The 24,384-nt window shown below is 63.6% G+C and carries 18 protein-coding genes and 1 tRNA gene; 9 read left to right on the top strand and 10 right to left on the bottom strand.

Features of this window, described 5'->3' with window-relative positions:
• The first annotated feature begins 516 nt into the window (after positions 1 to 516).
• The 5 genes from Q5701_RS07850 (at position 517) to Q5701_RS07830 (ending at position 7,628) form a co-directional block, all read left to right on the top strand.
• Positions 517 to 1,467, top strand: coding sequence for a phosphatidylglycerol lysyltransferase domain-containing protein (locus Q5701_RS07850; protein ID WP_306754716.1), 951 nt, complete (start codon positions 517 to 519; stop codon positions 1,465 to 1,467).
• A 182-nt stretch (positions 1,468 to 1,649) separates the two neighbouring features.
• The gene (locus tag Q5701_RS07845; protein ID WP_306754714.1) at positions 1,650 to 2,528 is read left to right on the top strand and encodes an alpha/beta hydrolase; all 879 of its coding nucleotides are present in this window, start codon (positions 1,650 to 1,652) and stop codon (positions 2,526 to 2,528) included.
• Between the two features lie 274 nt (positions 2,529 to 2,802).
• Positions 2,803 to 4,578, top strand: a complete 1,776-nt coding sequence (locus Q5701_RS07840) for a transposase (protein WP_306754713.1) — start codon at positions 2,803 to 2,805, stop codon at positions 4,576 to 4,578.
• Between the two features lie 12 nt (positions 4,579 to 4,590).
• Positions 4,591 to 6,306 (top strand): type I secretion system permease/ATPase, encoded by a 1,716-nt coding sequence (locus Q5701_RS07835; protein WP_373568628.1) that lies wholly within the window; start codon positions 4,591 to 4,593, stop codon positions 6,304 to 6,306.
• Positions 6,303 to 7,628, top strand: coding sequence for an HlyD family type I secretion periplasmic adaptor subunit (locus Q5701_RS07830; RefSeq protein WP_306754711.1), 1,326 nt, complete (start codon positions 6,303 to 6,305; stop codon positions 7,626 to 7,628). The genes Q5701_RS07835 and Q5701_RS07830 overlap by 4 nt, the downstream gene beginning before the upstream one ends.
• Here the strand turns inward: Q5701_RS07830 and Q5701_RS07825 are convergent.
• Positions 7,603 to 7,944 carry a hypothetical protein gene (locus Q5701_RS07825; protein WP_306754710.1) on the bottom strand — a complete coding sequence of 114 codons (342 nt, stop codon included), beginning with the start codon at positions 7,942 to 7,944 and terminating at the stop codon, positions 7,603 to 7,605. The genes Q5701_RS07830 and Q5701_RS07825 overlap by 26 nt on opposite strands.
• Positions 7,945 to 8,055: 111 nt before the next feature.
• Between Q5701_RS07825 and Q5701_RS07820 the strand changes: the two genes are divergently transcribed.
• Together Q5701_RS07820 and Q5701_RS07815 are read left to right on the top strand one after the other, a co-directional pair.
• Positions 8,056 to 12,906, top strand: a complete 4,851-nt coding sequence (locus Q5701_RS07820; RefSeq protein WP_306754709.1) for a CapA family protein — start codon at positions 8,056 to 8,058, stop codon at positions 12,904 to 12,906.
• A gap of 139 nt (positions 12,907 to 13,045) precedes the next feature.
• Positions 13,046 to 13,987, top strand: coding sequence for a phosphatidylglycerol lysyltransferase domain-containing protein (locus tag Q5701_RS07815; protein WP_306754707.1), 942 nt, complete (start codon positions 13,046 to 13,048; stop codon positions 13,985 to 13,987).
• Between the two features lie 350 nt (positions 13,988 to 14,337).
• Here Q5701_RS07815 and Q5701_RS07810 read toward each other — a convergent pair whose 3' ends face one another.
• On the bottom strand, positions 14,338 to 14,802 hold the full coding sequence (locus Q5701_RS07810) for an Lrp/AsnC family transcriptional regulator (RefSeq protein ID WP_306754706.1): 465 nt from the start codon (positions 14,800 to 14,802) through the stop codon (positions 14,338 to 14,340).
• A gap of 109 nt (positions 14,803 to 14,911) precedes the next feature.
• Between Q5701_RS07810 and putA the strand changes: the two genes are divergently transcribed.
• Entirely contained in the window at positions 14,912 to 18,313 is a 3,402-nt protein-coding gene (putA, locus tag Q5701_RS07805) for a bifunctional proline dehydrogenase/L-glutamate gamma-semialdehyde dehydrogenase PutA (RefSeq protein WP_306754704.1), read from the top strand.
• 76 nt (positions 18,314 to 18,389) lie between these two features.
• Here the strand turns inward: putA and Q5701_RS07800 are convergent, their stop codons facing one another.
• On the bottom strand, positions 18,390 to 19,055 hold the full coding sequence (locus tag Q5701_RS07800) for a DUF542 domain-containing protein (protein WP_306754702.1): 666 nt from the start codon (positions 19,053 to 19,055) through the stop codon (positions 18,390 to 18,392).
• Complete coding sequence (locus tag Q5701_RS22825; RefSeq protein WP_373568627.1) at positions 19,052 to 19,591, bottom strand: hypothetical protein; 540 nt, start codon at positions 19,589 to 19,591, stop codon at positions 19,052 to 19,054. Before Q5701_RS22825 ends, Q5701_RS07800 begins: the two co-directional genes overlap by 4 nt.
• A gap of 83 nt (positions 19,592 to 19,674) precedes the next feature.
• On the opposite strand from Q5701_RS22825, the gene Q5701_RS07790 reads away from it, so the two are divergent.
• Positions 19,675 to 19,938, top strand: a complete 264-nt coding sequence (locus Q5701_RS07790; protein WP_306754701.1) for a hypothetical protein — start codon at positions 19,675 to 19,677, stop codon at positions 19,936 to 19,938.
• A 127-nt stretch (positions 19,939 to 20,065) separates the two neighbouring features.
• On the opposite strand, the gene Q5701_RS07785 is transcribed toward Q5701_RS07790, so the two are convergent.
• The 6 genes from Q5701_RS07785 to Q5701_RS07760 form a co-directional block, all read right to left on the bottom strand.
• Positions 20,066 to 20,656 (bottom strand): ABC transporter ATP-binding protein, encoded by a 591-nt coding sequence (locus tag Q5701_RS07785; protein ID WP_306754700.1) that lies wholly within the window; start codon positions 20,654 to 20,656, stop codon positions 20,066 to 20,068.
• On the bottom strand, positions 20,646 to 21,422 hold the full coding sequence (locus Q5701_RS07780; RefSeq protein WP_306754699.1) for an ABC transporter permease: 777 nt from the start codon (positions 21,420 to 21,422) through the stop codon (positions 20,646 to 20,648). The genes Q5701_RS07785 and Q5701_RS07780 overlap by 11 nt, the downstream gene beginning before the upstream one ends.
• A complete protein-coding gene (locus Q5701_RS07775) occupies positions 21,415 to 22,401 on the bottom strand; it encodes an ABC transporter substrate-binding protein (protein ID WP_306754698.1) in 987 nt (328 codons plus the stop codon). Before Q5701_RS07775 ends, Q5701_RS07780 begins: the two co-directional genes overlap by 8 nt.
• Positions 22,402 to 22,492: 91 nt before the next feature.
• Positions 22,493 to 22,966 carry a 6,7-dimethyl-8-ribityllumazine synthase gene (locus tag Q5701_RS07770; protein WP_306754697.1) on the bottom strand — a complete coding sequence of 158 codons (474 nt, stop codon included), beginning with the start codon at positions 22,964 to 22,966 and terminating at the stop codon, positions 22,493 to 22,495.
• Positions 22,967 to 22,969: 3 nt separating this feature from the next.
• A complete protein-coding gene (gene ribB / locus Q5701_RS07765; protein ID WP_306754696.1) occupies positions 22,970 to 24,088 on the bottom strand; it encodes a 3,4-dihydroxy-2-butanone-4-phosphate synthase in 1,119 nt (372 codons plus the stop codon).
• 216 nt (positions 24,089 to 24,304) lie between these two features.
• Positions 24,305 to 24,380 (bottom strand) — tRNA-Phe (locus Q5701_RS07760).
• Positions 24,381 to 24,384 lie beyond the last annotated feature (4 nt).

The following is a 24,384-nucleotide window of genomic DNA, read 5'->3' as shown; positions in this document are numbered from 1 at the left end:
GCATGGACGCCGAGTGGCAAGGATCAGACGATCACCGCGATCTTGTACCCGAATAAAGCGAATGTGACCTAGTGGGCATTGTGCAATGACGTCCGTTGTGTAGGTGCGGCCCTGCCAAACACCGCGAGAACACAGGTTCGAAAGCACCCCGAACCGCTTATGCGAAGACCGAGATCAAGGCTGCCGAAGCTGTCCAAGACAGTGTTGGACTCCTGTATCCGCTGCGTGTTCACTTGCGCTGCACTCCATCTGTGCAACGCCAAGGGAAATGTCGTATCTCCTCACAAGCTGCCAAGTTTGAACTCAATCGTCGGTATGAAAGCCTTAGAAACCCAATGCCTATGCTTCGACCTGTAGCTTCCGGCGCAGTAAAAGCGAGGCAAGCGATATTCAGGGACATAGCCTATAATGGCTTTGATTTCTTGCATAACAGCGTCATCATCTGTTTCCAGTGGACAGCTTAAATATGGTAGCCATCTCCCTGATGTAGTGAGTCATAATGTAAAGGGTAGAACCATGAAGGTGTTGGATATTCCTGCCGCTTGTGTGGATCTGACCATTATCAGGGCCGACCATCACGACCGTTTTCAGGCCGCTATTGAGCAGGCAAACATAAAATCCCATCATTATTACTTTCCGCGGTTGCTTTTCAGCGGCCAAAGGGAACGCCGTGTTCTTTTGTTCGAGGAAGTTTCCGGGTCCATTCTTGTCTATGGCTTGCAGGAGCGGAGTTCCGGCCTTGATTTGGGCCTTTATGTGCCGCCCATCCCATTTCAGCCCACCGCCTTGCAGTGGGCATTGGCGCGAATGCAAGAATTCAACAAAGGACGCCCGAGCCGGATCGACTGGGTGCAAGAGAAGGAAGCGGCCTTGATGGCGGGCCATGGATTCTCCCTCAGCCTGCGCGAACAGGAATTCATCTATGACCGCGCAGCCGTTGTGGCATTGCAAGGGCCTGAATTCGCCAGAGTTCGCAGGTATCTGTCCAGCGTCAAGAAATATGGCGATCTGGTGGTGCGGCGCTTTACCCAGGCAGATGAGGACGGCTGCATGACGCTTTATCGAAAGTTCCGTGGCCAGCTTCAGTCGAAAGGTGTCGAGCCGAAAGGCTTCAGCGCCATGGTGAACTGCCTCAAGGGCGCTACCGGACTTCCGCTGACCCGCCTGCAGGGCCAGGTGTTCGAGGCGGGCGGCGCCATTCGTGCCTATTCATTCGGCGGACCGATCAATTCGGACTATGGTTGTGCTTTCCTTACGGTGGCAGACCATGACTTTCCGGGCCTTGCCTACGCGCTGCGCCACCAGATGATGATGAGTTGGCCGAACCTCACCTATTTCAACGACTCGACAGACAACAACCGTCCGGGACTGAGGGAAATGAAACAACGATTTCGGCCGATTGAAATGCACAACATCTTCAAGGCGCAGGAAGTGAAAGGAGCGGCGAGACGCCAGGCCTCGTTGTGATGGCCGTCGGCGAGAACTGGCAGGAATGACAAGCCGGGGGCGGACCCGCCAAGACCCGGGTATCAACCCTTTCTGCATCGTTGGGGAAATCAAATTGTTTGCAAGCCTTTCATGACAGGTGGCATTTATCCCTGGTGAAACCGAAATCACCCCATTGCCAGGCTTATTCAGGAGAACGCTTCATGGCACATCCCATCGCACCGGCCATGATCGCGCTGCTGGGTATCTTAGTTTTTGGCGGCCTGGCTTCCAATGGGGCGCCGTCAGAATCCGGGGAAGGACGCGCCACCGCCAAGGTCGCGGGACAAGATATCGAGGTCTTTACCTATCGCCCGCCGGGCTGCGCCTTGCCGTCCATCCTGTTGGTCTTTCACGGCAGCGGGCGAACAGCACAATCCTATCGTGACGCCGCGCGCCCATTGGCCGACAAGGCATGCCTGACCATCTATGCACCTTTATTCGACAAGGATCGCTTTCCGAACTGGCGGTATCAAAGTGGCGGGATTGTGCATGAAGGAGAGGTTCAGCCGCGGGAAAGCTGGACCGTGGGACTGGTGGATGACCTTATCGACTGGGCCCAGGAACAGGAAGGACGACCTGAAGCCGATGCGTATTTGTTCGGCCATTCTGCCGGCGGACAGTTCCTGTCTCGCGTTGCCGCCTATGATCCCCCATCCGAGGCCAAGCGCATCGTCATTGCCAACCCCTCGACCTATGTCTGGCCCGACCTCGAGGAAGATGCGCCCTATGGCTTCGACCGCATCGATGATGACATCCTCGAAGATGAATTGCTTCGCGCGTATCTTGCCGCGCCCGTGACGGTGTTCTTGGGAACGATAGATACGGGCGACGAGGACCTGGTCACCACCAGGCCTGCGCGGCGCCAGGGCGCAAATCGCCTGGAACGCGGCCTGAACGTGTTCGAGGCCGCCCGCCGCACCGCGCAGAACAAGGGTTGGCCGTTCAACTGGCGCCTGGTCAAGGCAGATGGGATCGGACATGCCGGCGGGCAGATGATGCGGTCTCCAGAGATGCTGAATGCAATAACGTCTGGAAAATAAACACCCGGATGTTTTTATCCGAAGAATTGCTGCGCATTGCAGGCAAACAATATACTCTTCCAAAAATTGATCGAAATTTAAGAATGCAATCAGGAAAAGAAATCGACGACCAGACTTGTCATCGCGGCGTTTTCGGAAGCAAGGCGACCACATTTTATTCTTCTTGATTTATTTCATGATTCGCATTGTTAATCGTGGTTAATACAACAGTGCGACAAAGTTCCGAATCTATGCGGAACCTGAAAAAGACAGCCAGTCCATGGGAGGAAAGGCCGTGTCTCTTATCCAGTTGAATAGTTATCGTATCAACAAAGCAAAATGTGCCTTCAGCACGCGCCGTATTCCTCGGGACGCCATGTTGACATTGATCAGCGGGAATATCCGCCCTGCTGCAGGCGACGTTGTCCTGGCCAGGGTGGATGTCTTGGGAAAACAGACCAAGCTGGAGCTGACGGATGGTCGCCGCGCCCATATGTTTCCTGGCGACGAGATTATCGTGAGTTATGGCAACCGATATGCACCGGACCAGTTCGAGGCGGTGGTTTGTGACGATCTGGCGCCTTGCGACTTGGTCGCTGCGGGTGGCATCGCGGGAACGGAACTGTCGCGGCATGCCCGGATGCTTCCGCCGACCCAAATAACGCCGATCGGCCTGGTCGGCGATGCCGCTGGCAAACGCATCAACCTGGCGCAGTTTCGCGTCGATGCGCCGGACAAGACCCCGGACATGCCGGTGGTCCTGTCCTTGGGGACATCGATGAATGCCGGCAAGACGCTGACCTCCACGTCGCTGGTGCGTGGTTTCAAGCGCCTGGGGCTGCGAGTTGCAGCTCTGAAGATCACAGGCACTGGTGCCGGCGGTGATATGTGGATCGTGCGCGACGCAGGCGCGGATGTCGCGCTTGACTTTACCGACGCTGGGTTTGCCAGCACTTACCTGGCCCCGATCGACGAGATCGTGAAGGGCGCGTTCCGCCTGATAAACGTTGCGGCCGAGGCCGGCTGCCAAGTGGCGGTGATCGAAATTGCCGATGGCCTGCAGCAAAGGGAAACCGCACAGCTTATCCGCAACGAGGCGCTCTGCTCGTTGTCATTGGGCTGCACGTTCGCGGCTTACGACGCCATGGGTGCAATCTGCGGATATCACGAACTGGTCAAAGCGGGCCGCAAGGTGCTTGGCATCAGTGGCCGACTGGGGCTGTCCCCGCTGGCAGTTCGGGAAGCAGAAGCGGCCACCGGATTGCGCTGCTATTCACCCTGGGACTTGCAACAGGGTGCGCTTGTCCCGCTGATCAAGCGCCGGGCAGTCCAGGCTTTTGCCGCCTCGCGTTTCCAGCGGCAATCATTGCTGGTGCTGACCCGGGAGGCGATGTCGCAAGGCTCCCTGGACGCCGTTCACTCCGAAGATCGAATGGTCCCGTCCCCGACTTTCAGGCCTCCGGCGCATCAGTCCAAGGAGGTTTTGGCCGTGCTGGCAAAACACCTGATGGACATGGAGGTGGCCGCCCATTGCGGCTTGCGCCGTGGGGAAATGCACCCCCCCTGCCGCACGAACCGCCGCAATGGCTTTCGGCGGCTATGCTGGACCAGCAGCCTGGGAAATATCGAGCTTGCGGTTCCGCGGCTGCGGCATGGATATTATGTTCCCTCGTTCCTGGGAACCGAGATCGCGCCAGCCCAGGTCGAGGCTGTGCTGCAGGCAGCCGATATCGCCGCTTGCGAGAATGCGATCTTGGATATCTTGCGATCACTGGGCGGCCTGGGGATAGGGCGCGGCGATGCGACGGCGATTGTCCCCAGTGTAATGGCCCTTATGGGCAAGCCCGCCTTGCCTGCGCGGGATAGGCAGGCGGCTGGCCTGGCTCTGTCCAATAGCGGCAGCGACTTTCGTTCCCAGGATGTCTGGCCAGACGATGAAGAGGTCAATGGCGACCTCCCCGATGCCGAGGACGAGGAGGCCTTGGGCTTTGCCGATGACATTGCCAGAGATCCTTCAATGGCCGAGGCCATGGCCGGAGACAATGTTCTCGCCATGGCCCCGCCCAGGTAAAGGCAGGCACAGGTGGCAAGGCGACGCAGGGCCGGGAACAACACAGCAATCACGGCTGCCTGGCGGGCGTCACGCGGCGGGCTTGCCGCCCTAATCCTGTTTACGGTCTTCATCAATCTTCTCAAATTTGCGACGCCCCTTTATCTTCTGCAGGTGCTTGACCGCATCCCGGTCAGCCGCAGCATCGAGACACTGGTGATGCTGACCGTCATGGTCCTGGCGGCGGTTGCGGCGGGCCTTGCCCTGGATATTGTCCGCCGCCGAATGCTGACCCGCTGGGGCACCTGGATCGAACACCGGTTCGGGCCGCGCATCGTCCAGCAGGAACTGTCAAGGTCGGGACCACAGGTGTCCGCAGACATGAACAACGCGCTTGGCGACCTGGGCCGCGTCAGGTCGTTCGTGACGCGGTCGGCTGCATCCTGGATGGACGTGGTATGGACGCCGCTGTTCCTGCTGGGAACCTATTTGATCCATCCGGTGCTGGGCGGGGTGGCGGTTGGTGCGACGGTTCTTTTGATCGTTCTGGCTGTCTTGCAGGAATACACCACCCGTGAAGCCCGCCGCGTGTCGAACGACGCTTCGCGCGAAGCTGAAAACCTGATGCTTGATGCAGAGCGCAACCGCGAAAGCGTGGTCGGGCTGTCCATGTCATCGGCCTTGACGGAGAGGTGGCAAAGAAGCGCCGGGGGTCGGCTGGCCGAGCGTGAACGCATCGAAGCCCGCCAGACTTTCTTTCGCACGCTGATCAGGGGCTTGGGGGAAGTGTTGCGCATCGGTATGCTTGCCTTTGGTTTGTGGCTGGCGGTGACCGGTGGCCTGACGCTTGGCGGCATCTTTGCGGCACGCGTCATGGCAGGTTTTGGTTACACGCTTGCTGAACGTGCCGCGCGCAACTGGCGCTCTCTGCGCGAGGCGCGCATGGCCTATGCGAACCTCAAGCTGCGCCTTGCCGAGGAAAGGGAAACCGAGACATCGGTTCTGCCCGATACGGACGGGGCGCCGTTTGTGCTGGACAAGGTATCGTTCCGTCATCAGGGACAGCGCGACGACGTGATCAGGCGCCTGTCGCTGACCCTGGCCGCGGGCGAAGGGCTTCTTGTCACCGGCACGGCCGGCACTGGCAAGACCACACTGTCGCGGCTCATCGTGGGACTGATCGAGCCGCGCTATGGGCAGGTCAGGCTTGGCGACATCGAAATATCGAGGATTCCCGCCGACCTCAGGACACGACTGATAGGCTATCTTCCCCAGCATACGGAGATCTTCGGCGGCACGGTTCGGGAAAACATCGCGCGCATGGGCGACCTGCCGTTCAGCCAGGTTGTTGCGGCAGCACAGCTCGCCGGGATCCACGAACGTATCGTGGCACTCCCGCAGGGCTATGACACCCTTATCGGTCCGGAGGTGACGGGGCTGTCGGGAAGCGAGCGCAAGCGGATCGCGCTTGCACGCGCCTTTGTCGGCAAGCCGCGCCTTATCGTCCTGGATGAGCCGATGGCAAATCTGGATGATTCCACAAGACGGGCCCTTGGGTCGGCGCTGAAGCAACTGAAGTCCGATGGATGCACCATCGTCATGACCCAGGCGGTGCATTCGACGCCGCTTAGCCGCATTGCAGACAAATTCCTGATCCTGGGCGGAAAAAGCCTAGAGGTGACAAAAGCGCAGACCGACAGGACCGAAACGGCGTCCGAAGACACCACCGGTCTGAGGAGCGTGACATGACCGCTTCCGACGAAAGACTATCGGCAGGTGCCGGTTCCGGCCCGCCGTTCGGCGCCGGCCTCACCTTCTGCGGCTTTGCCATCATCGGCCTTTTCTGCAGCGCCTTTGCGGTCTGGTCCATGCTGGCCCCGATCGAGGGTGCGGTGGTGGCGCCAGGCGTTCTTGCGGTGGAAAGCAATGTGCGCACGGTTCAACACCTCGAAGGCGGGATCGTGCAGGAAATCCTGGTCCAGGAAGGCGATTCCGTAGCCGCGGGCGACGTGTTGATCCGGCTTGGCAGCACGCACCCGACCGCAGCCCTCAACGAAATGCAGGCTCAGTATTTCGAGGCCCGCGCCACCGAGGCGCGGCTGATCGCAGAACGCGACGGGCTGGACCGGATCGAATTTCCCCCGGAACTTCGGGACAAGGTGGGCGATAGCGCGGCGCAAGCCTCAATGTTGGGACAAGAAAGCATCTTTGCCAGCCGCCGCTCGCTTCTTGGTGATCGGCTTGACATTCTGAAGCGCACGCAAAGCGCCCTGACCAACGAAATCGAGGGACTGGAAGGGCAAATAGGTTCGGCCGAACGGCAACTTGCCCTGATCGAAGAAGAGCTTACCAGTGCCAACAGCCTGCTTGCGCGCGGGTTGATGGAAGCGCCGCGCGTTCTTGGGCTTCGGCGCACCCAGGCGGAATTGCAGGGAACGATCAGCCAACACCGCGCGGCAATCGGCGTCGCGCAGCAGCGAGCCGAGGAAGCGTTGCTGCGCATGGCCGAGCTTAAGGCCACGATGGCCAACGAAACCGAGGAACAATTGCGCGAAATCCAGACGCGCGCCTATGACTTGGGCCAGCGGCTTGCGGCGGCGCGGGACATTCTGGATCGAACCACGATCCGCTCGCCGATCGCGGGAACCGTAGTGGGGCTTAATGTCCACACGGTAGGGGGCGTGATCGCGGCGGGACAACCGCTGCTGGACGTGGTGCCCCTGAACGACAAGCTTGTGGTTCAGGCGACCATCGATCCGCTTGACATCGACCAGGTAACCGAAGGGTTGCCAGCGACAATCTGGCTGTCGGCGCTTAACCGGCGCACGCAGACGGGGATCGAGGGACGGGTGAAGACGGTTTCGGCCGACCGCCTGACCGATCCCCGCACGGGCCTTCCCTATTATCTCGCGCGTGTCGAGATGGAGGCGGCGGCCGTCGAGCATTCGGCCGTCCCGCTGCAAGCCGGCATGAGCGCGGATGTCATGATCAAGACGGGCGCGCGCACGGCCTGGGATTATCTGTCCGCACCCATTGTTCGCAGTCTCAGTTTCGCTTTGCGGGAGAGTTGATATGGATATCGCAGGTCCGACCACGAATTCCGACGATCACGCAGCCTTGCTTGGCCGCATCCCTGTAAAGCCAATCCGATCCCGGATGCTGGCCGCCGGCAATAGTTCTTCGCGCAAGCCGGTCATCCGCATGGAATTCCGCCTGGAGGAAGACCGCGCCCGGTGCGTATCCCCACAACGGTGGCAGAAGATCACGGCGGCGCTTCCCATCCTGCCACCGGCCGTCATGGACTTTCCGGACTGGCAGCTTGCTTGCAACGCCCAAACGCCGATCCCCCTCGTCGCCTTTGTCGAACTTGTAGCCCTTCTTCTTCAACGGTCCATGGGCTGGCCCGTTACCTTTATGGCAAGTTCCCGCACGGCACCCGGTTCTGACCAACGTTCCAGCGCGTCCCCGAGCCTTCCGGGCGAAGAGCGGCTTACCGCCGTGTTTGAGACGCGGCAAAAGGCGGCTGGGCTTCTGGCAGGCCGGCTTGCCCTGGATCTGTGCGACAGGCTGATGACAGCACCCGAGGACGGCTTTGCCGCGGTCCTGGCCGAAGCATTCGCAACCTTTCAGCGCCGGACTGCAAGCACGACTCCCCACCGGTTTGCCTTGTGGATGGCTTCGCGGGCGATGCGGCGGGGCATTCCCTGGACAGCCCTGCCTGGCCAAGCCTTTCTAAGGCTGGGCCGAGGGCGCCAGGCCGAGTTGCTGCGAGGCCTGGATACCAGCCTTACGCCCTGCATTGCCGCAGGCTTTGCCAAGCGCAAGGAGATCGCAAGCAGCCTGCTCAGGGCAGCGGGCCTGCCCATTGCCGAGCAGCGTTACGCCCGCAACCTGGCCCGGGCCATCGCTGGCGCCCACGAGATCGGGTTCCCCGTTGTCGTGAAGCCAAGGGACGGCAACGGGGGCCAGGGGGTCTCGGTCGATCTCAAGACCGACGAGCAGGTCACCCGTGCCTTCGAACTGGCGGTTAAAATCTCTCCGGCGGTGGTGATCGAGTCGATGATCAAGGGTCCGACATTCCGCCTGACCGTGATCGGCGGACGCCTTTTCGGCGTCGTGGAACGGCACCCGCCACGGGTCCAGGGTGACGGCACTAGCACGGTCGCCGATCTTATTGTCGAGGAAAACAAGAATCCCGAGCGCCAAGCCCTTTATATCGCCAGCATGAAGCCCATCGTCCTGGACGAGGAGATGCTGGACCTGCTGGCCGAGCAAGGCCTTTCCCCCGAAGACGTTCCCCAAGCGGGCCGCTGGGTGCTGCTGCGCCGTGTGCCTAACCCGCCATTCGGGGACAAGAGCGACGTGACCGATATCCTCCATCCGACCATCCGCGCCATGGCCGAGCGCGTTGCCGCCGTCATGGGCATCCACGTTCTGGCCATCGATTTTGTCACCACCGACATCAGCCGACCTTATCAGGAAACCGGCGGCGCTATCTGCGAGGTCAACACCTTCCCCGACCTGGGCGTGCATCTCAAGGTCAGGGCGGGAACCCCCAGGGACGCCGCCGATGCCGTGCTTGATTTGATTTATCCTCCCGGCAAGGGATGGGGCTTCCCCGTGATCGCGGTCCTCCGGGACGAGGCCGACGGCGACATCGAAGGCGCGCTGCGCACCGAATGGGAAGGACGGGGCTACAAGGTTGCCATCGCATCGGCCTTGGCCACGGCGGGCGACAGGACCGGAACCGTCCCCCAGACCGCTTTCGAGGAACGCCTGCGTGCCCTGGACCTCGACCCGGAAGCCGACCTGGGCATCGTCGTCCTGGCGCCGCGCCAGCTTGTCGACTGGGGTCTTGGCTATGAATCCGTGGATCTTGCAGTCGTCCCTGCCGGAGAAGCGGCCAGCAACTTTGACCGGCGGGCGCGCCGTATTCTGGAAAGAGTGGCGCGGGGCCGGATCCTGGCACTTGATGACCCCGACCTGGCACGAAGAAGCTATGAGGCATTGGCCCTGGGACGCAAGCTGCGAAGCCCAAAGGCCCTGGGCAAGTCAGCCGAGGACGCTCCGTCGAAAAGCCCAAAGGGGAAGTCCATATCCAAGGCTTTGCCAAAGTCAGCCATCAAGAACCCTGTCGCGATCGCCCCCCTTCAACCGCGCAGCGATGGAGACGTGCGCCGGGCGCGCAGTGGACGCTTGCGCGCCGAAGAACCCCGGATTTTCGACGCGGGAAACATTCACGCGCGCCGCCCGGTGATCGAACTTCCCATCCTCGGGGGCGCAGAGATCGTGGTTCCCGCCGCCTTGGCGCAGACGGTCAGCACGATACTTCCACCTTTGTCGGGACGCGTTCCCGATTTTGGGGGATGGCGGCGGGTGACCACGTCCACGGAACCCGTTCCCGTCGCGGCTCTGGTCGAGGTTCTGGCAGTCGCCGTGCAACGCTATGCCGGCTGGCCGGTGCGCTTTTGTTCCTGGAAACCATCCGAGGACAACACTGGCTTGATACCCCCAGGGAAAGCACCATCGCCGCAGGCTGAGGGGAACCCGGCCCGTGCCGTTTTCGAGGTCGCAACGCCGACGACCGGGATTGTCGCATCCAGGGTGGCGCTTGCGCTGGCCTCGGCACTGCTGGATGGCGAGGAACCTGACGAGCTTCAGGCGATGCTGTTGCAGCACATGCACGACCTCAGGCAAGAAACGGTGCATGAAAGGCCCCATGTGGATGGGCTGGAAATTGCGCGAGAGGCGACAGTGCGGGGCATATCCTGGTCCGTAGTCGAAGGATCGAACATCCTGAGACTGGGTTCGGGCCGGTATGCGCAAATGGTTGCGGGTTCAAAGACGTCCCGAGCCTTGTCGATCGCAAATCTTATCGCTGCCTCCAAGCATACATCCGGCAGGATCCTGGCTACGGCGGGATTTCCGCTGCCGCGCCAACAGGTCGCCCGATCCGAGGAGGAAGCCCTGGAGGCTGCCCGCGCCATCGGCTTTCCCCTCGTGGTCAAGCCTGCCGAGGGGTTCAAGGGACGGGCCGTCTCGATAGGCGTCACCGATGAGGCTGGTGTCTTGGTCGCCTTTGGCCGTGCCCAGGCGATTTCCTCCAAGGCAATCATCGAATCGGTCGTTCCGGGCAACGAGTACCGCCTTCTGGTCATCGGCGGCCGCTTTGCCGCTGCCGTGCATCGCCGGCCCGCGCAGGTGCGGGGCGACGGCGCCAGCACCATCCTTGACTTGGTCGAGCGCGAAAACGCCCGGCCCGAGCGTGACAGGCGACTGGCCGGCCGCGCCACGTCGCTTGTGCCGATCGCACTCGACGACGAAGCCCTGGCACTGCTGGCTGAACAGGGGTTCGGCCCGGCTGCGGTGCCAGGTCCGGATCAGACGGTTCTTCTTCGTCGCCAGTCCAATCACGCGCTTGGGGGCGACAGCGTGGATGTGACCGACGCGGTCCACCCGTCCCTTCGAAGCATGGCAGAGCGGGCCGCGACCATCCTGGGAATCGACATCTGCGGCATTGACTTCATCACGACCGACATCAGCCGATCCTTTCAGGAAACCGGCGGCGCGATCTGCGAGGTCAACACGCGCCCCGGCCTCAAGCTGCATTATGGCGTTTCGCATGGAAAGCCGCGCAATGTCGCAGCCAATGTACTCGATATGCTCTTTCCCGACGGCGGCCCAAGCCGGTGCCCCGTGGTCGCCATTGTCGGCACGGATGCAGAGACACATGACTTGGTGCATTCCGCCGAAAGGGCGGCAGCCAAGGCTGGAAAGGTTCTGGGCGTGGTGACGGAACCCCTGGGTGCCATGAGCCTTGCTGCAGCGACGCGGCATCTTGGGGGGGTGGAGGCGGTTGGATGGGACAGGGAGATTGACGCAGTTCTTGTTCTTGCTTCGCCGCGCGTGGTGGCTGATCGCGGCCTAGGCCTTGATCGGATCGACCTGGCAGTCCTGAAGGCCTCAGAGGGCGATGTGATCTCGGCGGCGGCGCGCAATGCACTGGCGCGGCTGTCCGGCAACCGCGTCCTCCGGCCAGATGATCCCGTGGCGCGAAAGCGGATCCTTGCAGCACTGGGCTTGCCCAAGGCAGGCCGGATCGAGCAGGCAAGGACCGAAACGCCTCCGGTTTCCGCACCTACAAAGACGCCGCCGGCGGCGCAGCCCGCTGTTGCCGCTGCCATTGATCCGGCCAGCTCGCCCCCGGCCAGCGACGTGCTGCGGCCCAAGTCCGCAAATGCCACGGTCCTGTTGGTGGGCGACATCGGCTTTGGTGAGCCGTATATGCATCTGCCCAAGGCCTCGGGCTTGCTGCATATGCTTGATGACCAAGGCTACGGTTATTCCCTGGCGGGGCTGCAGGGCCTCTTGTCGTCGGCGGACCTGGTGATCGGAAACCTTGAGGTTCCGCTTTCCTTGCATCCCGACACTGCCCTGCGAAGCTACAAGAAAAATCTTGGCTGGTCGGATCCCAGACGGACCGTGGCAGCCCTGGGTCAGGCAGGCATTGGCGCGGTCTCGCTGGCCAACAACCACTCGCTTGATTGCGGCGCGATCGGCCTTGCCGAGACGCTGGCCCGCCTGAAAGCAGCCGGCATCGCCAGTTTCGGTGCAGGCGCCGACCTTGCGGCAGCCGACCAGCCGCTGATCCGGCGCCTCATGGTCGGGGGGCAGGAACGAAGCCTTGTGGTATTCGGCGGCTTTGAACATCGCGAACGCTACAAGGACCGCTACAGGTGGTATGCACGGCCGCAGGCGCCAGGGGTAAGCCGACATTCAGCCGATCGCATCGCATCAAGCATCGCTGTCTTGCGGGACTGCCTGCCCGCGCCGGTCTTCGTGGCCTATCCGCATTGGGGCGATCACTATTCCGAAGTAAACGACGCACAGCGCGAACAGGCTGCCCGGCTGATCGAGGGGGGCGTCGATCTGATCATCGGCCATGGGGCGCACTCTGCCCAGGCTGTCGAGATCGTGGCCGGTCGTCCGGTTGTCTATGGCCTTGGCAATTTCGTCTGGAACACGCCGGGCCATTACACCAAATTCGGCGCCCCGCCCTACAGCCTGGTCGCAGCACTGGTCTTCCACGGCAAGCAAGGCCAGGGCGGCATCTCGTTACGGCTTTTCCCGATCCTTACCGACAACACGGTGACGAATTTCCAGAGCCGCCCTGTAACAAGGAAGGAATTTGCAGAGGCCGTTGGAATGGTAGGACAGAGCGTCAAGACGCAGTTCGTCAGGCGATCATCTAAGGCAGGGCTGTTCCTGGAATTCAAAATCGACGGCATCGCCAAATTCCGAACGTCCGAGAAGACGGAGGCGGCGGAAAGCACGGTGCAGGAAAGATAATCCTGACACAGTCCGGCTGGGCGGACAAAACGGCGTCTGCGTCTGCCGGACCTCTTGGTTTACGATGCCAGGCTTGTCACGAATGACCCAAGACAAGGCGTGATCGCCTTGGTAAACCCCTTGATATTCGAGGTTTGTCATGCATCCAGAAGATGCGGCCTTGCCAATCCCCGACCAGGCCGCCGCGCTGAGCGGCCTTGCTCGTATCCAGATCCAGTATGCCGACACCTTCGTTCAAGCCTGCGAGGCTGCCGGAGGACGATCCTATGTCAATTATTTTCCGTTTCTGCATTTCTACGGCAGTGACGGACGTCTGCGATGGGAGCGATATCATGGTTCGATCCTGATCTATCAGGTCCGGCGGCGGCCGACCGGGGGAAAGCACATGACCTTGTATCTTCCACCCATGCCTTTTGATCCCGAAGCCCTGCGGCACGCCTCTGACCGGATACGGGACTTCAACGCAAGCAAGGTGGTCAGGATCATCTGGGTCGGCGAAGAAGAGGTTCTCACTGTCGCCCGCGCAGGATTTTCGGTCTTTTTCAAGATAGATGAATTCATCCATGATCGCGCAGCGGTTATGAAGCTGGAAGGCCCCTCATTCAGAAGCCTGAGGCAAGACCTGTCACGCGTCCGCAGGATGGAGAATCTTGAAACGCGGCCCTATCGGGAGGAGGATAAGGCCGCCTGCCTGGCAGTGCTGGAGGGTTGGGAGAAGAGAGTGTCGGCGCAGGGCATAAAGCTAACCGTCGGCACCTATGCGACAAAGGCCTGCTTGGCAGAAGCATCGCGCTTTGCGCATCCCTTGCTTGGTGGGCTGGTCGTCGAAATCGATGGAACTGTCCGGGGCTTTGCATTCGCAGGCCGAATTTTTGGGAAAATGGGCTGTATTTACCTCTGCTATACAGACATTCGCTTCCGCGGCCTTCCGCAGCTTCTGCGATACCAGTTGATGGAATCCCATCCAGAACTTCCGTATTTCAACAGTTCAGGGGACAGCGGACGCGAAGGACTGCACAACTTCAAAATGCAGTTCCGGCCCATCGGGATGCACGGTCGCTTCGGTGCCCAGATGAACTAGGTCAGAACCATTGCTTGCCCTTTGTCGCTCGACTCAGCCCTCGCGGGATCCTGAGAGACAGGCAATTTCCCATCTATCGAAGGCGCCATGGAAGGGCTGAACCACTTCTCCCCTAACCCGCCTTGGCGGCGACATGGTGCGCAAGGATGGGAGATGAGCATGGCGAAGCGTCCAAGCCGGAGCCATGACCCCGCATTCGAGCAGAAATGGCGGCATCTGCATTCCCGGACAAGCGAACGTCCCTACTTGGCCGGGATTTCGACACTTGGCTCGATCCAGATCACTCAATGGCTTACCAGTTCCCGGAAAGCGTCCGCGCAGTGCTTGCAGTTGCCGAGACCTTGGCTTTGTCAGCCGAAGGTAAAGGTCTGTTCCACCACCGCCTCCATCGAGACATAGCTGGATGTGTTGCTGATATGGGGAAGGCTGGATATCTTCTCGGCCATGATGCGCCGGAAATCGGCCATGTCGCGGGACCGGACCTTGACCAGGTAGTCGAAGCCCCCGGCAATCATGTAGCATTCCTCGATTTCCGCGATGGCGCGGACGGCGGCGTTGAATTGCTGCAATGCAGCCTCTCGGGTGTCGCTCATGCTGACCTCGACATAGGTGACATGGGTCAGGCCCAGTCTCACGGGGGACAGGATCGCGCGGTATCCGGTGATCAGGCCGATCTCCTCAAGATGCCTGATGCGCAGGGCGACCGGGGTCTTGGACAGGCCCACCTTGCGCGCCAGTTCGGCGATGGGGATGCGGGCATTGCGGGTCAGTTCGGCCAGGATCTTCTGGTCCTGGGCATCCAGCTTGACATTCATCCTGAAAACCGCCCCAACAATGTTCGATCCGACCAGCGGTTATATCAAAGACAGGCGCACCGCCTAGCCGATCTTTGATATTCCTGTTCGGTCAGTCAAGGAGATCGGCATGGCCCCTGTTGCTTCCAGCGTCTTTTCCACCCAAGCCAAGTTCGCGGACGAAGCGCAGCTTCTGGAACGCCTGACCACAGGAGCCGACTTGCCGCCGGATCGGCGTGCCGCCATCACCGCCCGCGCGGCCGATCTGGTCCGCCGCATCCGGGCCGAGGCGCGTCCGTCGCTGATGGAACATTTCCTGTCCGAATACGGGCTGTCCACCCGCGAAGGCGTGGCGCTGATGTGCCTGGCCGAGGCGATGCTGCGCGTGCCCGACAAGATCACCATCGACGCCCTGATCGAGGACAAGATCGCCCCGTCCGACTGGGGCCGCCACCTGGGCGAGGCGTCGTCGTCGCTGGTCAACGCCTCGACCTGGGCGCTCATGCTGACAGGCAAGGTTCTGGACGACGATCAGGCAGGCACGCTGCGCCGCATGGTCCGCCGTTTGGGGGAACCCGTGATCCGCACCGCCGTGGGCCGGGCGATGAAGGAAATGGGCCGCCAGTTCGTGCTGGGCCAGACCATCGCCGACGCGCTTGACCGCGCCCGCACGCGCGAAAAGCAGGGCTTCACCTACAGCTATGACATGCTGGGCGAGGCGGCGATGACCGGCGCGGATGCCGCGCGCTATGCCCGCGCCTATGGCGATGCTATTGCCGCGATTGCGAAAGCCTGCACCAAGGGGTCGGTCGAACAGAACCCCGGGATATCCATCAAGCTGTCGGCGCTGCACCCGCGATACGAGGTCGCGCAGGAAGCCCGCGTGATGCGCGAACTGGTGCCGGTGGTGCTGCGGCTGGCCCAGCAGGCCAAGACCGCGAACATGGGCATGAACATCGACGCCGAGGAACAGGACCGGCTGGTCGTCTCGCTGAAGGTGATCGAGGCGGTGCTGGCCGATCCATCACTGGCCGGTTGGGACGGGTTCGGCGTGGTGGTGCAGGCCTATGGCAAGCGCACGGGCCAGACCATCGACTGGCTGCACGACCTGGCCGCGCGGCTGGACCGGCGCATCATGGTGCGCCTGGTCAAGGGTGCCTATTGGGATGCCGAGATGAAGCGCGCCCAGGTGGACGGCCACCCCGGCTTTCCGCTGTTCACCAGCAAGACCGGCACGGATGTCAGCTATATCGCCAATGCCCGCAAGCTTATCGGCTACGCTGACCGCATCTATGCGCAGTTCGCCACCCATAACGCCCATACCGTCGCCGCGATCCTGGAGATGGCGGGCGACATCCCCTTCGAGTTCCAGCGGCTGCACGGCATGGGGGAACGCCTGCACGACATCGTGTTGCGCGAAACCGGGGGACGCTGCCGCATCTATGCCCCTGTGGGGGCGCATCGCGACCTGCTGGCCTATCTGGTGCGGCGCCTGCTGGAAAACGGCGCGAACAGCAGCTTCGTCAACCAGATTGTGGACGAGGCGGTCACGCCCGAGGAAGTCGCCCGCGATCCCTTTGATGCGCTTGCCACGGCCAAGGCCCCGGCATCCCTGCTGACCCCCGCGGGTTTGTTCGGAGCCTCGCGTCGTAATTCCACCGGGTTCGACATCAGCGACGAGCAAACCCTGGCCCGGATCAACGCCGCGCGCGACGTGGCGATGCCCGACGCGGTGCCGCTGACGGTATCAGGCGCCACGGGCACTGTGCAGGACGTGGTGAATCCCGCCACGGGCGGCCGGATCGCCACGGTGACGATGGCAGATGGCGCAACCGCCGCGCGGGCCATCGACGATGCGCGCGCCTGGGACGCGCCTGCTGCGGAACGCGCCGCCGTGCTGCGCCGGGCTGCGGATCTTTACGAGGAAAACTTCGGCCCGATCTTCGGCATCCTTGCGAAAGAAGCCGGCAAGACCCTGGCCGATGCCGTGGCCGAGTTGCGCGAGGCGGTGGATTTCCTGCGCTATTACGCCGCCGAGGGCGAACACAGCCCGCAAGCCCCGCGCGGCATCGTCGGCGCGATCAGCCCCTGGAACTTTCCGCTGGCGATCTTCACGGGCCAGATCGCGGCGGCGCTGATGGCGGGCAATGCGGTGATCGCCAAGCCCGCCGAGGCCACGCCGATCATTGCCGCCTATGGCGTCAGGCTGCTGCATCAGGCGGGAGTGCCGCTGTCGGCCTTGCAACTGCTGCCGGGACGCGGCAGCGTGGTCGGCGCGGCCCTGACCGCGGATCCGCGCGTCAGGGGCGTGGTCTTTACCGGATCGACCGACACCGCCCGGACCATTGCTCGCACGATGGCCGAGAAGCTGGCACCCGGCACGCCGCTGATCGCCGAAACCGGCGGGCTGAACGCGATGATCGTGGATTCGACCGCCCTGCCCGAACAGGCGGTGCGCGATATCGTGAACGGCGCCTTCCGATCTGCGGGCCAGCGTTGTTCCGCCCTTCGCTGCCTTTATGTCCAAGAGGACATCGCCCCCCATGTGATCGAGATGATCCGGGGCGCGATGGACGAACTGGTCGTGGGCGATCCGTGGGATCTGGCGACCGATGTCGGCCCGGTGATCGACACGGGCGCACGGGACGACATCGCGGGCTATATCGCCGCCAACGGCAACCGCGTCATCCACAAGCTGGACACGCCCGGCACCGGCACCTTCGTTCCGCCGACCATGCTGCGCGTGGGGGGCATCAACGATCTGGAACGCGAAATCTTTGGTCCGGTCCTGCACGTTGCAACCTTCAAGGCGGACCAGTTGGACAAGGTGGTGGCCGAGATCAATGCGCGCGGCTTCGGCCTGACCTTCGGGCTTCACACCCGCATCGACAGCCGCGTGCAGGAGGTCAGCGACGCGATCCATGTGGGCAACATCTATGTGAACCGCAACCAGATCGGCGCCGTCGTGGGCAGCCAGCCCTTTGGCGGCGAGGGGCTGTCGGGCACCGGACCAAAGGCCGGCGGGCCGCGCTATGTGCCGCGCTTCTTCGCCCCCGAGGCCCCCGCTGTTGCAGGGGCCGGTTGGCAGGGTCATGCGGATGAAGGCCGCATTCGCGCCCAGCTTGCCGCCCATCGGTCAAGAAAGATCGACGAACGCCTGATGCCCGGCCCGACCGGAGAGCTGAACCGCCTGACCGCCCATACCCGACCGCCTGTCCTGTGCCTTGGCCCGGGCGCACAGACGGTCGCGGCCCAGATGGCAGCGGTCGCCGCCCTGGGTGGGGATGCCGTTGGCGTGGATGGTGGTCCCCTGCCGTCCGAGGCCCTGACCCGCCTGCCCGCCATGGCCGCCGCCCTGTGGTGGGGCGACGAGGCGCAGGGCCGCGCCTATGCCCAGGCCCTGGCCGCGCGCAACGGCGAGATCGTGCAGCTTGTCACCGGGATGCCCGACCTGGCCCATGTCGCGCATGAACGCCACCTATGCGTGGACACCACGGCAGCGGGCGGCAACGCCGCGCTGCTGGCGGGATAAGGAAGGGGGCCGGACGGCCCCCTTTTTCCATCTTCAAGACGCGGTGGCGTGGCTGGCCCAAAGGCTAGCCAGGGCGTCAGGCAGCCACGGCGCGGGGCAGCAGCAGCGATTGTTCCACATAGAAATGCGCCACAACGTCCGCGCACAGCTTGCGCAATCCGGTGTAAAGCGCCGTCCAGGATCCGCAGGCGCCGATGGGAAGCTGCATCGAATGGGTGACGTGCTCGATCCGTTGCAGGATTGTTCCAATCTCGTCGTGCTGGTCGATCGCCGTTCTGACATGACCAGCCAATCCGGCAACCTCGCCCTGCAGGATTGCAGGAAACAGCAGGTTTTCCTGGGCCGTCCTCTGGGCTTCCAGACCCTCGCGCAATGCGATCAGCGCCTGGGTCAGGCCCAGGGGCGCATCGTCATGATCGCCATGGACGATTTCCACCCGGTTCGCCAGCGGGATCAGGAAGTCCAGTTCCTCGCGGTGGGTGACGTGGTAACGGTCGATGATATGCTGGATCAGCGCGGGCGTGTCCGAAGGGGCATCCCGGCTGGCCTTGTCGATCAGGCTCTGCAGCCGCGCGGTCAGGGCCGCCAGATCCAGCCCCGCCTTGTCTGCGGCCTGGCTCAGGCTCAGGTTGCCGCCGCAGCAAAAGCTGATACCGGCCTCGCGAAAGATGCGGGCCGCGCCGGGCAGTTTGGCGGCAATGTCGGCCACGGTGTTGCCGGGGGAAAGAAGGGGGTCGGTCATGCGTTTTCTCCGATGGGATCAGGGGGTCCAGGACCGCGCCGGCGGCAGGGCCGGATGCAGCAGATCGACGGCGCGGGCCGCGATCCGGGCAGTGATGCCGGCTTTGCCGGTCGCAGGTAAAAGGCAGGGACCGGGGACAGGATCACCGCCCCCGGTTCCGCCGCAGCCTGCATGGTGCGCAGATGCGCCAGGGTCAGCGGCGCTTCCCGGGCCAGCGTGACCGGCGGGCGGCGCTCCTTCAACTGCACGGGCAGTGCATTGATGCCCGCCAGATCCTCCTGCTGCAGGGGGCATTGCGCCGCACCATGGGCCACGCCGCCCGCCTCATCCGCCAGTGGGACCGGGCGTCGCGCATAGCGCGGCGGGATCGGCCCCTGGCGGCGCAGGGCGGCAGGCGGAAAGGCGGTCATCTCGTGACGCAGGGACAGGGATGCGCCGATCCGCGCCAGATGCCCCCGCGCTTTGGCGAAGGCCAGAACAGCCCGCCGGTCGGGAAACGGGGAACGGCTGCGGAGAGGGATCTGGGACTGGATCATGGGGCTTCTCTCTAGCCCGGGAAATCGGCTGCTCTCTTGACGATGGTCAAGCAAGGCGCTGTTTTCCGGAATAGGTCGACGAATTGGATCGTCGTGCCTCCCTCCCCCGGCTGGTGCGGCGCCCGGGCCAATGTCGCCACGCCCGGCGGCACGACCAGGCCAAGGACAGGTGCCAGTTCGTTTGCGGCAACGATCCCGACGCGGAAACGCTGGACGGCCGGGCGTTCCTGACCCTGAACGGCGTGCAGATGCTGGGCCATGCCCATATCACCGTCGCGGGCCAGATCCCGGATCTGGCGTCAGTGCGAACCGGCTGTCTTTGCGAGTCGCGGATTTTGCAGGAGTGATGCGGTTATGCGAGAACCTGTCGCGGCAAGGCGGCGGCACGATGGGGTGTCGCGGTCGCGGGCCATGATGCCGACAGCCGCCTTTGTTGCAGGCACGCCGGGGCTGCGACCGGTCGAGAAGCGGGCGTCAACAGGGGACGACAGCCGCCGGATTGCCCGCCAGCCGGATCGGGGCGGCGCCCAGCCGGGCAGCCTCGGCCGCGTCATGCGTGACCAGGATCAGCCCCGCGCCGCTGCGATCCAGCAGACGTGCGGTCAGATCCAGCATCCGGCCTGCCGTGTCCGGGTCAAGGCTGGCAAAGGGTTCGTCCATCAGCAGGATGTCGGGACGTGCGGCAAAGGCGCGGGCCAGCGAAAGGCGGCGCTGCTGGCCCAAGGACAACTGGCGGGGAAACTTGTCCTCGTGGCCTGCCAGGCCCACATCGGCAAGCAGCGCGCGGGCCTGGGCTTGGTCGCAACCCGTGGGCAGGGTGATATTGGCCACCGCCTGCCGCCAAGGCAGCAGGACCGGCTCCTGAAACACAAGGGCCAGCTTTTCGCCGCCCTGAAGCTGACCGTGGAAATCGCGGTCCAGCCCGGCCAGGATCCGCAGCAGCGTCGATTTGCCGATGCCCGACGGACCCAAGATCGCCACGCGCTGACCGCGCTCGACGGCCAGGTTCAAAGCGCCCAGCACCGGGCGGTCCGCAAAGGACTTACCCGCCAGATCAAGCCTCATCGCGCCGCCAGCGGTTCGCGCCAGCCTCCCACGGACGCAGGACGGCAAGGTCGATCAGCAGCATCACCGCCACGAAGGCCGAGGCCCAGGCCAGCACGCCCGCCACGTCAAAGGAGGAAAACAGCAGGTGGATCTTGAAGCCGACGCCGTTCGACCGGCCCAGGAATTCGACCACCAGCACGATCTTCCAGATCAGCGAAATCCCCGCCCGCGCCGCCGCCGCGATATGGGGGCCAAGCTGGGGCAGCACGACATGGCGCAGCCGCGCCCACCATCCCATCGCGAAAACACGCGCCATGTCGTCCAAGTCGGGACGCAGCGCGCGGCTGCCCTCGCGCAGCATCACGGTGACGACGGGGATCTTGTTCAGGGCGACGGCCGTGACGGCGGCGACCTCGTTCAGGCCGATCCAGATATAGGCCAGCACGATCACCACCAAGGCAGGCACGTTTAAGGCGATCACCAGGGCAGGGTTCAGCCAGTGATCCGCACGACGCGACCGGCCCATCCACAGTCCCAGGGCCCCACCCACCGCCATGGCGATGGCAAAGCTAGCCAGCACCCGCAACAGCGTCGCCCCCCCGTGCAGCCACAGTTCCCCCGTCACAGCCAGATCGACGATCCGCGCCGCCACCAGCAGGGGCGAAGGCATGGTGCGCGGATCACCGGCCACGCCCGCCACCGCCATCCACAAGGCCAGCAACACCAGGACCGACAGGATGCCCGGCACAAGGCCGGGGCGCTTGCGGGGGGACGCGTCACTCACCTTGCCAGAACAACCCTTGCGGCAATTCGGTCAGCCCGCCCGTCAGATCGTCGCCGCCCAGGTCCGCCAGCAGGGAAAACAGGCTTTGCGCGTCCCCGGCATCGACCGGGCCTTCTGGCGGGATGCCCGCCCGCCAGCCGTCGCGCAGGGCCGCAAATTCCGCATCCGTATCGGCGCCCATCATCGGGCGCAGGGCTTGCCAGGCCGCGTCGTCGGCTGCCAGCAGATCCTTGGCTTGGCGCGAAGCCCGCGCCAGCCCGCGTGCCAGATCGGGGTTCGCGGCCACCCAGTCGTCGCGCAGCACATATCCCAAAAGCGGCGTGCCCGGATCCAGCCCCAGCCCCTTGGCGGCGTCGGACACGCTGACGACCTCTCGCATCCCAGCCGCCTGCATCTTGGCCATGAAATGCCAGAAGTTGATCGCCCCCGCGACCTGTCCGGTTTCCGCCGCGTTCTGGATCATCGGCGGGGCGCCGAAGACCTGTTGCGTGACATCGGCCAGATCGCGGCCGGTCTGCCGGCGATGCCAGGCGCGCAGGATCAGCCAGCTTTTGTCCACCGGCCCGCCTGCGATGCCGATCCTTTCCCCCTCCAGATCCTCAAGGCTGCGCGCCGGGCTGTCGGCGGGAACCACCAGCCCGCCCACGGCGGTGGAATAAGGCCAGAAGGTGAAAGGCGCGCCGTTGGCCCGCTGGATCGCCACCCAAATCCAGTCCGACACGATCGCATCGACCTGTCCGCCCTGCATGGCGACCTGGGTGGCGGGATTGCCGGCAAAGGGCTGCATCCGCAATTCGAAGCCGTTCTCGCGGTCGAAGCCGCGATCCTGAATGGTGCGCAGTTCCCAATTGACGGTGCCGTTTTCCAGGGTGCCGATGGTGACCACGGGCAGCGGCGCCTGCTGCGCAAGGCCCGCCTCCGCCTGCACCAGGACAGCCGCGACCACACCGGCAATCCGGCCAATCCACGGAAAGCGCATGGTTTCCCCCCTCGGCTTTCTTTGGCGACAAAGGTGGCACGGGCGGGGGGCGGTCACAATCGACTAGAAGTCGCACCCCGCCGCCCTACGGTCACGCAGGGTTCCAGCGCCGTTTCAGCGCGATCAGGTGCAGCGCAGCCGCCGCCGCGCCGCCGCCCTTGTTCTGGCCCTGCGGATCGGCCCGGACCTCGGCCTGGTGGATGTTTTCCACCGTCAGGATGCCGTTGCCGATGCAATGTCCCTGCAAGCCCAGCAGCGTCAGCCCGCGGGAACTGTCGTTGCAGACCGTGTCGTAATGCGTCGTCTCGCCCCGGACCACGCAGCCAAGCGCCACATAGCCGTCGTAAAGACCGCCGCTGGCGGCAAGCGCGATGGCGGTGGGGATTTCCAGCGCGCCCGGCACCTCGACCAGATCGACGGTGGCGCCTGACTGGACCGCGACGGCGCGCGCGCCCTCGACCAGCCCGTCGGCGATCTGGCGGTAATAAGGCGCGACCACGATCAGCAGGCGGGCCCCCTCGGCGGGCGGCAGCGGCAGTTGGTAATGTTCAATGCTGGCGGCCATGGCTTATCCCTTGGGAACCGGATGGGTGGAATGAATGGAAAGGCCATAGGCATCAAGCCCGATCACCCGGACCGGCGCCGAGTTGGTCAGCAGGATCAGTTCCGACAAACCCAGCACGGACAGGATCTGTGCGCCCAGCCCGTATTGCCGCAGAACATGGGAAGACACCTCGTCCTGGCGCGGCAGGCGCGGTTCGATGTCGCGGAACAGCACGACCACACCCCTGCCCTTCTCGGCGATGACCTGCATGGCGCTGCCCAGAGACCCGGCGTTTTCGCGCCCGATGCCCAGCACATCGTGCAGGGGATCCAGCACGTGCATCCGCACCATGACCGGGCCGGGTGCTGCCAGATCGCCCTTGGTCAGCACGATATGTTCCGCGCCGGTGGTGTCGTCGGCAAAGATGCGCATCATCCACTCACCGCCATGCGCCGACTGGACAGCCATCTGCCCGCGTTCGGCGATCAGGTTGTCGTGGCGGCGGCGATAGGCGATCAACTGGCTGATGGTGCCGATCTTCAACCCGTGCTTCTGGGCAAAGGCCACCAGGTCGGGCAGCCGCGCCATGGTGCCGTCGTCGTTCATGATCTCGCAGATCACGCCCGAGGGGTTCAGCCCCGCCAGCCGCGCGACATCGACCGCGGCCTCGGTATGGCCGGCGCGGACCAGCACGCCGCCATCGCGGGCGCGCAGCGGAAAGATGTGGCCGGGGGTTGCGATGTCGCCCGGCCCCTTGGTGGGATCGATGGCCACGGCGACGGTCAGCGCGCGGTCCTGGGCAGAAATCCCGGTGGTCACGCCTTCGCGCGCCTCGATCGACATGGTGAAGGCGGTCTCGTGCCGGCTGGAGTTCTTGGCGCTCAGCAGCGGCAGGCCCAGCGCGTCGATGCGCGCGCCGGGCATGGACAGGCAGATCAGACCGCGCCCATGGGTGGCCATGAAGTTGATGACCTCGGGCGTGGCCATCTGCGCGGGGATCACCAGGTCGCCTTCGTTTTCCCGGTCCTCGTGATCGACCAGGATGAACATCCGGCCATTGCGGGCCTCGTTGATGATTTCCTCGATGGGGGAAATCGCGTCGGACCAGTCGCGTTCGACTGGTCCCGGAGTGTTGTCGGACATCCGCCGCTCCTGCAAGGGATTGATGGCGGGTGACAAAACCTTCTTCCGCCACAATCACGGTTATTCAACTGAAGGCCTTGCCGATCCTCGACACGCGCAGGCCGCCCTTGCATCTGCACCGCGAACCCCTCCGGCGCAAGCCCCGACCGACCTTTGCAGGATGCGACAAGACGCGCTTTCCCGCCAGTGGTCCGTAAGAAAAACTGCCTGGGTGAATGGTGCCCGGAGACGGATTTGAACCGCCGACACGCGGATTTTCAATCCGCTGCTCTACCAACTGAGCTATCCGGGCGCCC

The organism is Paracoccus actinidiae (assembly GCF_030863885.1).
GTDB lineage: Bacteria > Pseudomonadota > Alphaproteobacteria > Rhodobacterales > Rhodobacteraceae > Paracoccus > Paracoccus everestensis.
The sequence above is the reverse complement of the archived record's forward strand: the minus strand, read 5'-3'. Positions and strand labels throughout refer to the sequence as shown.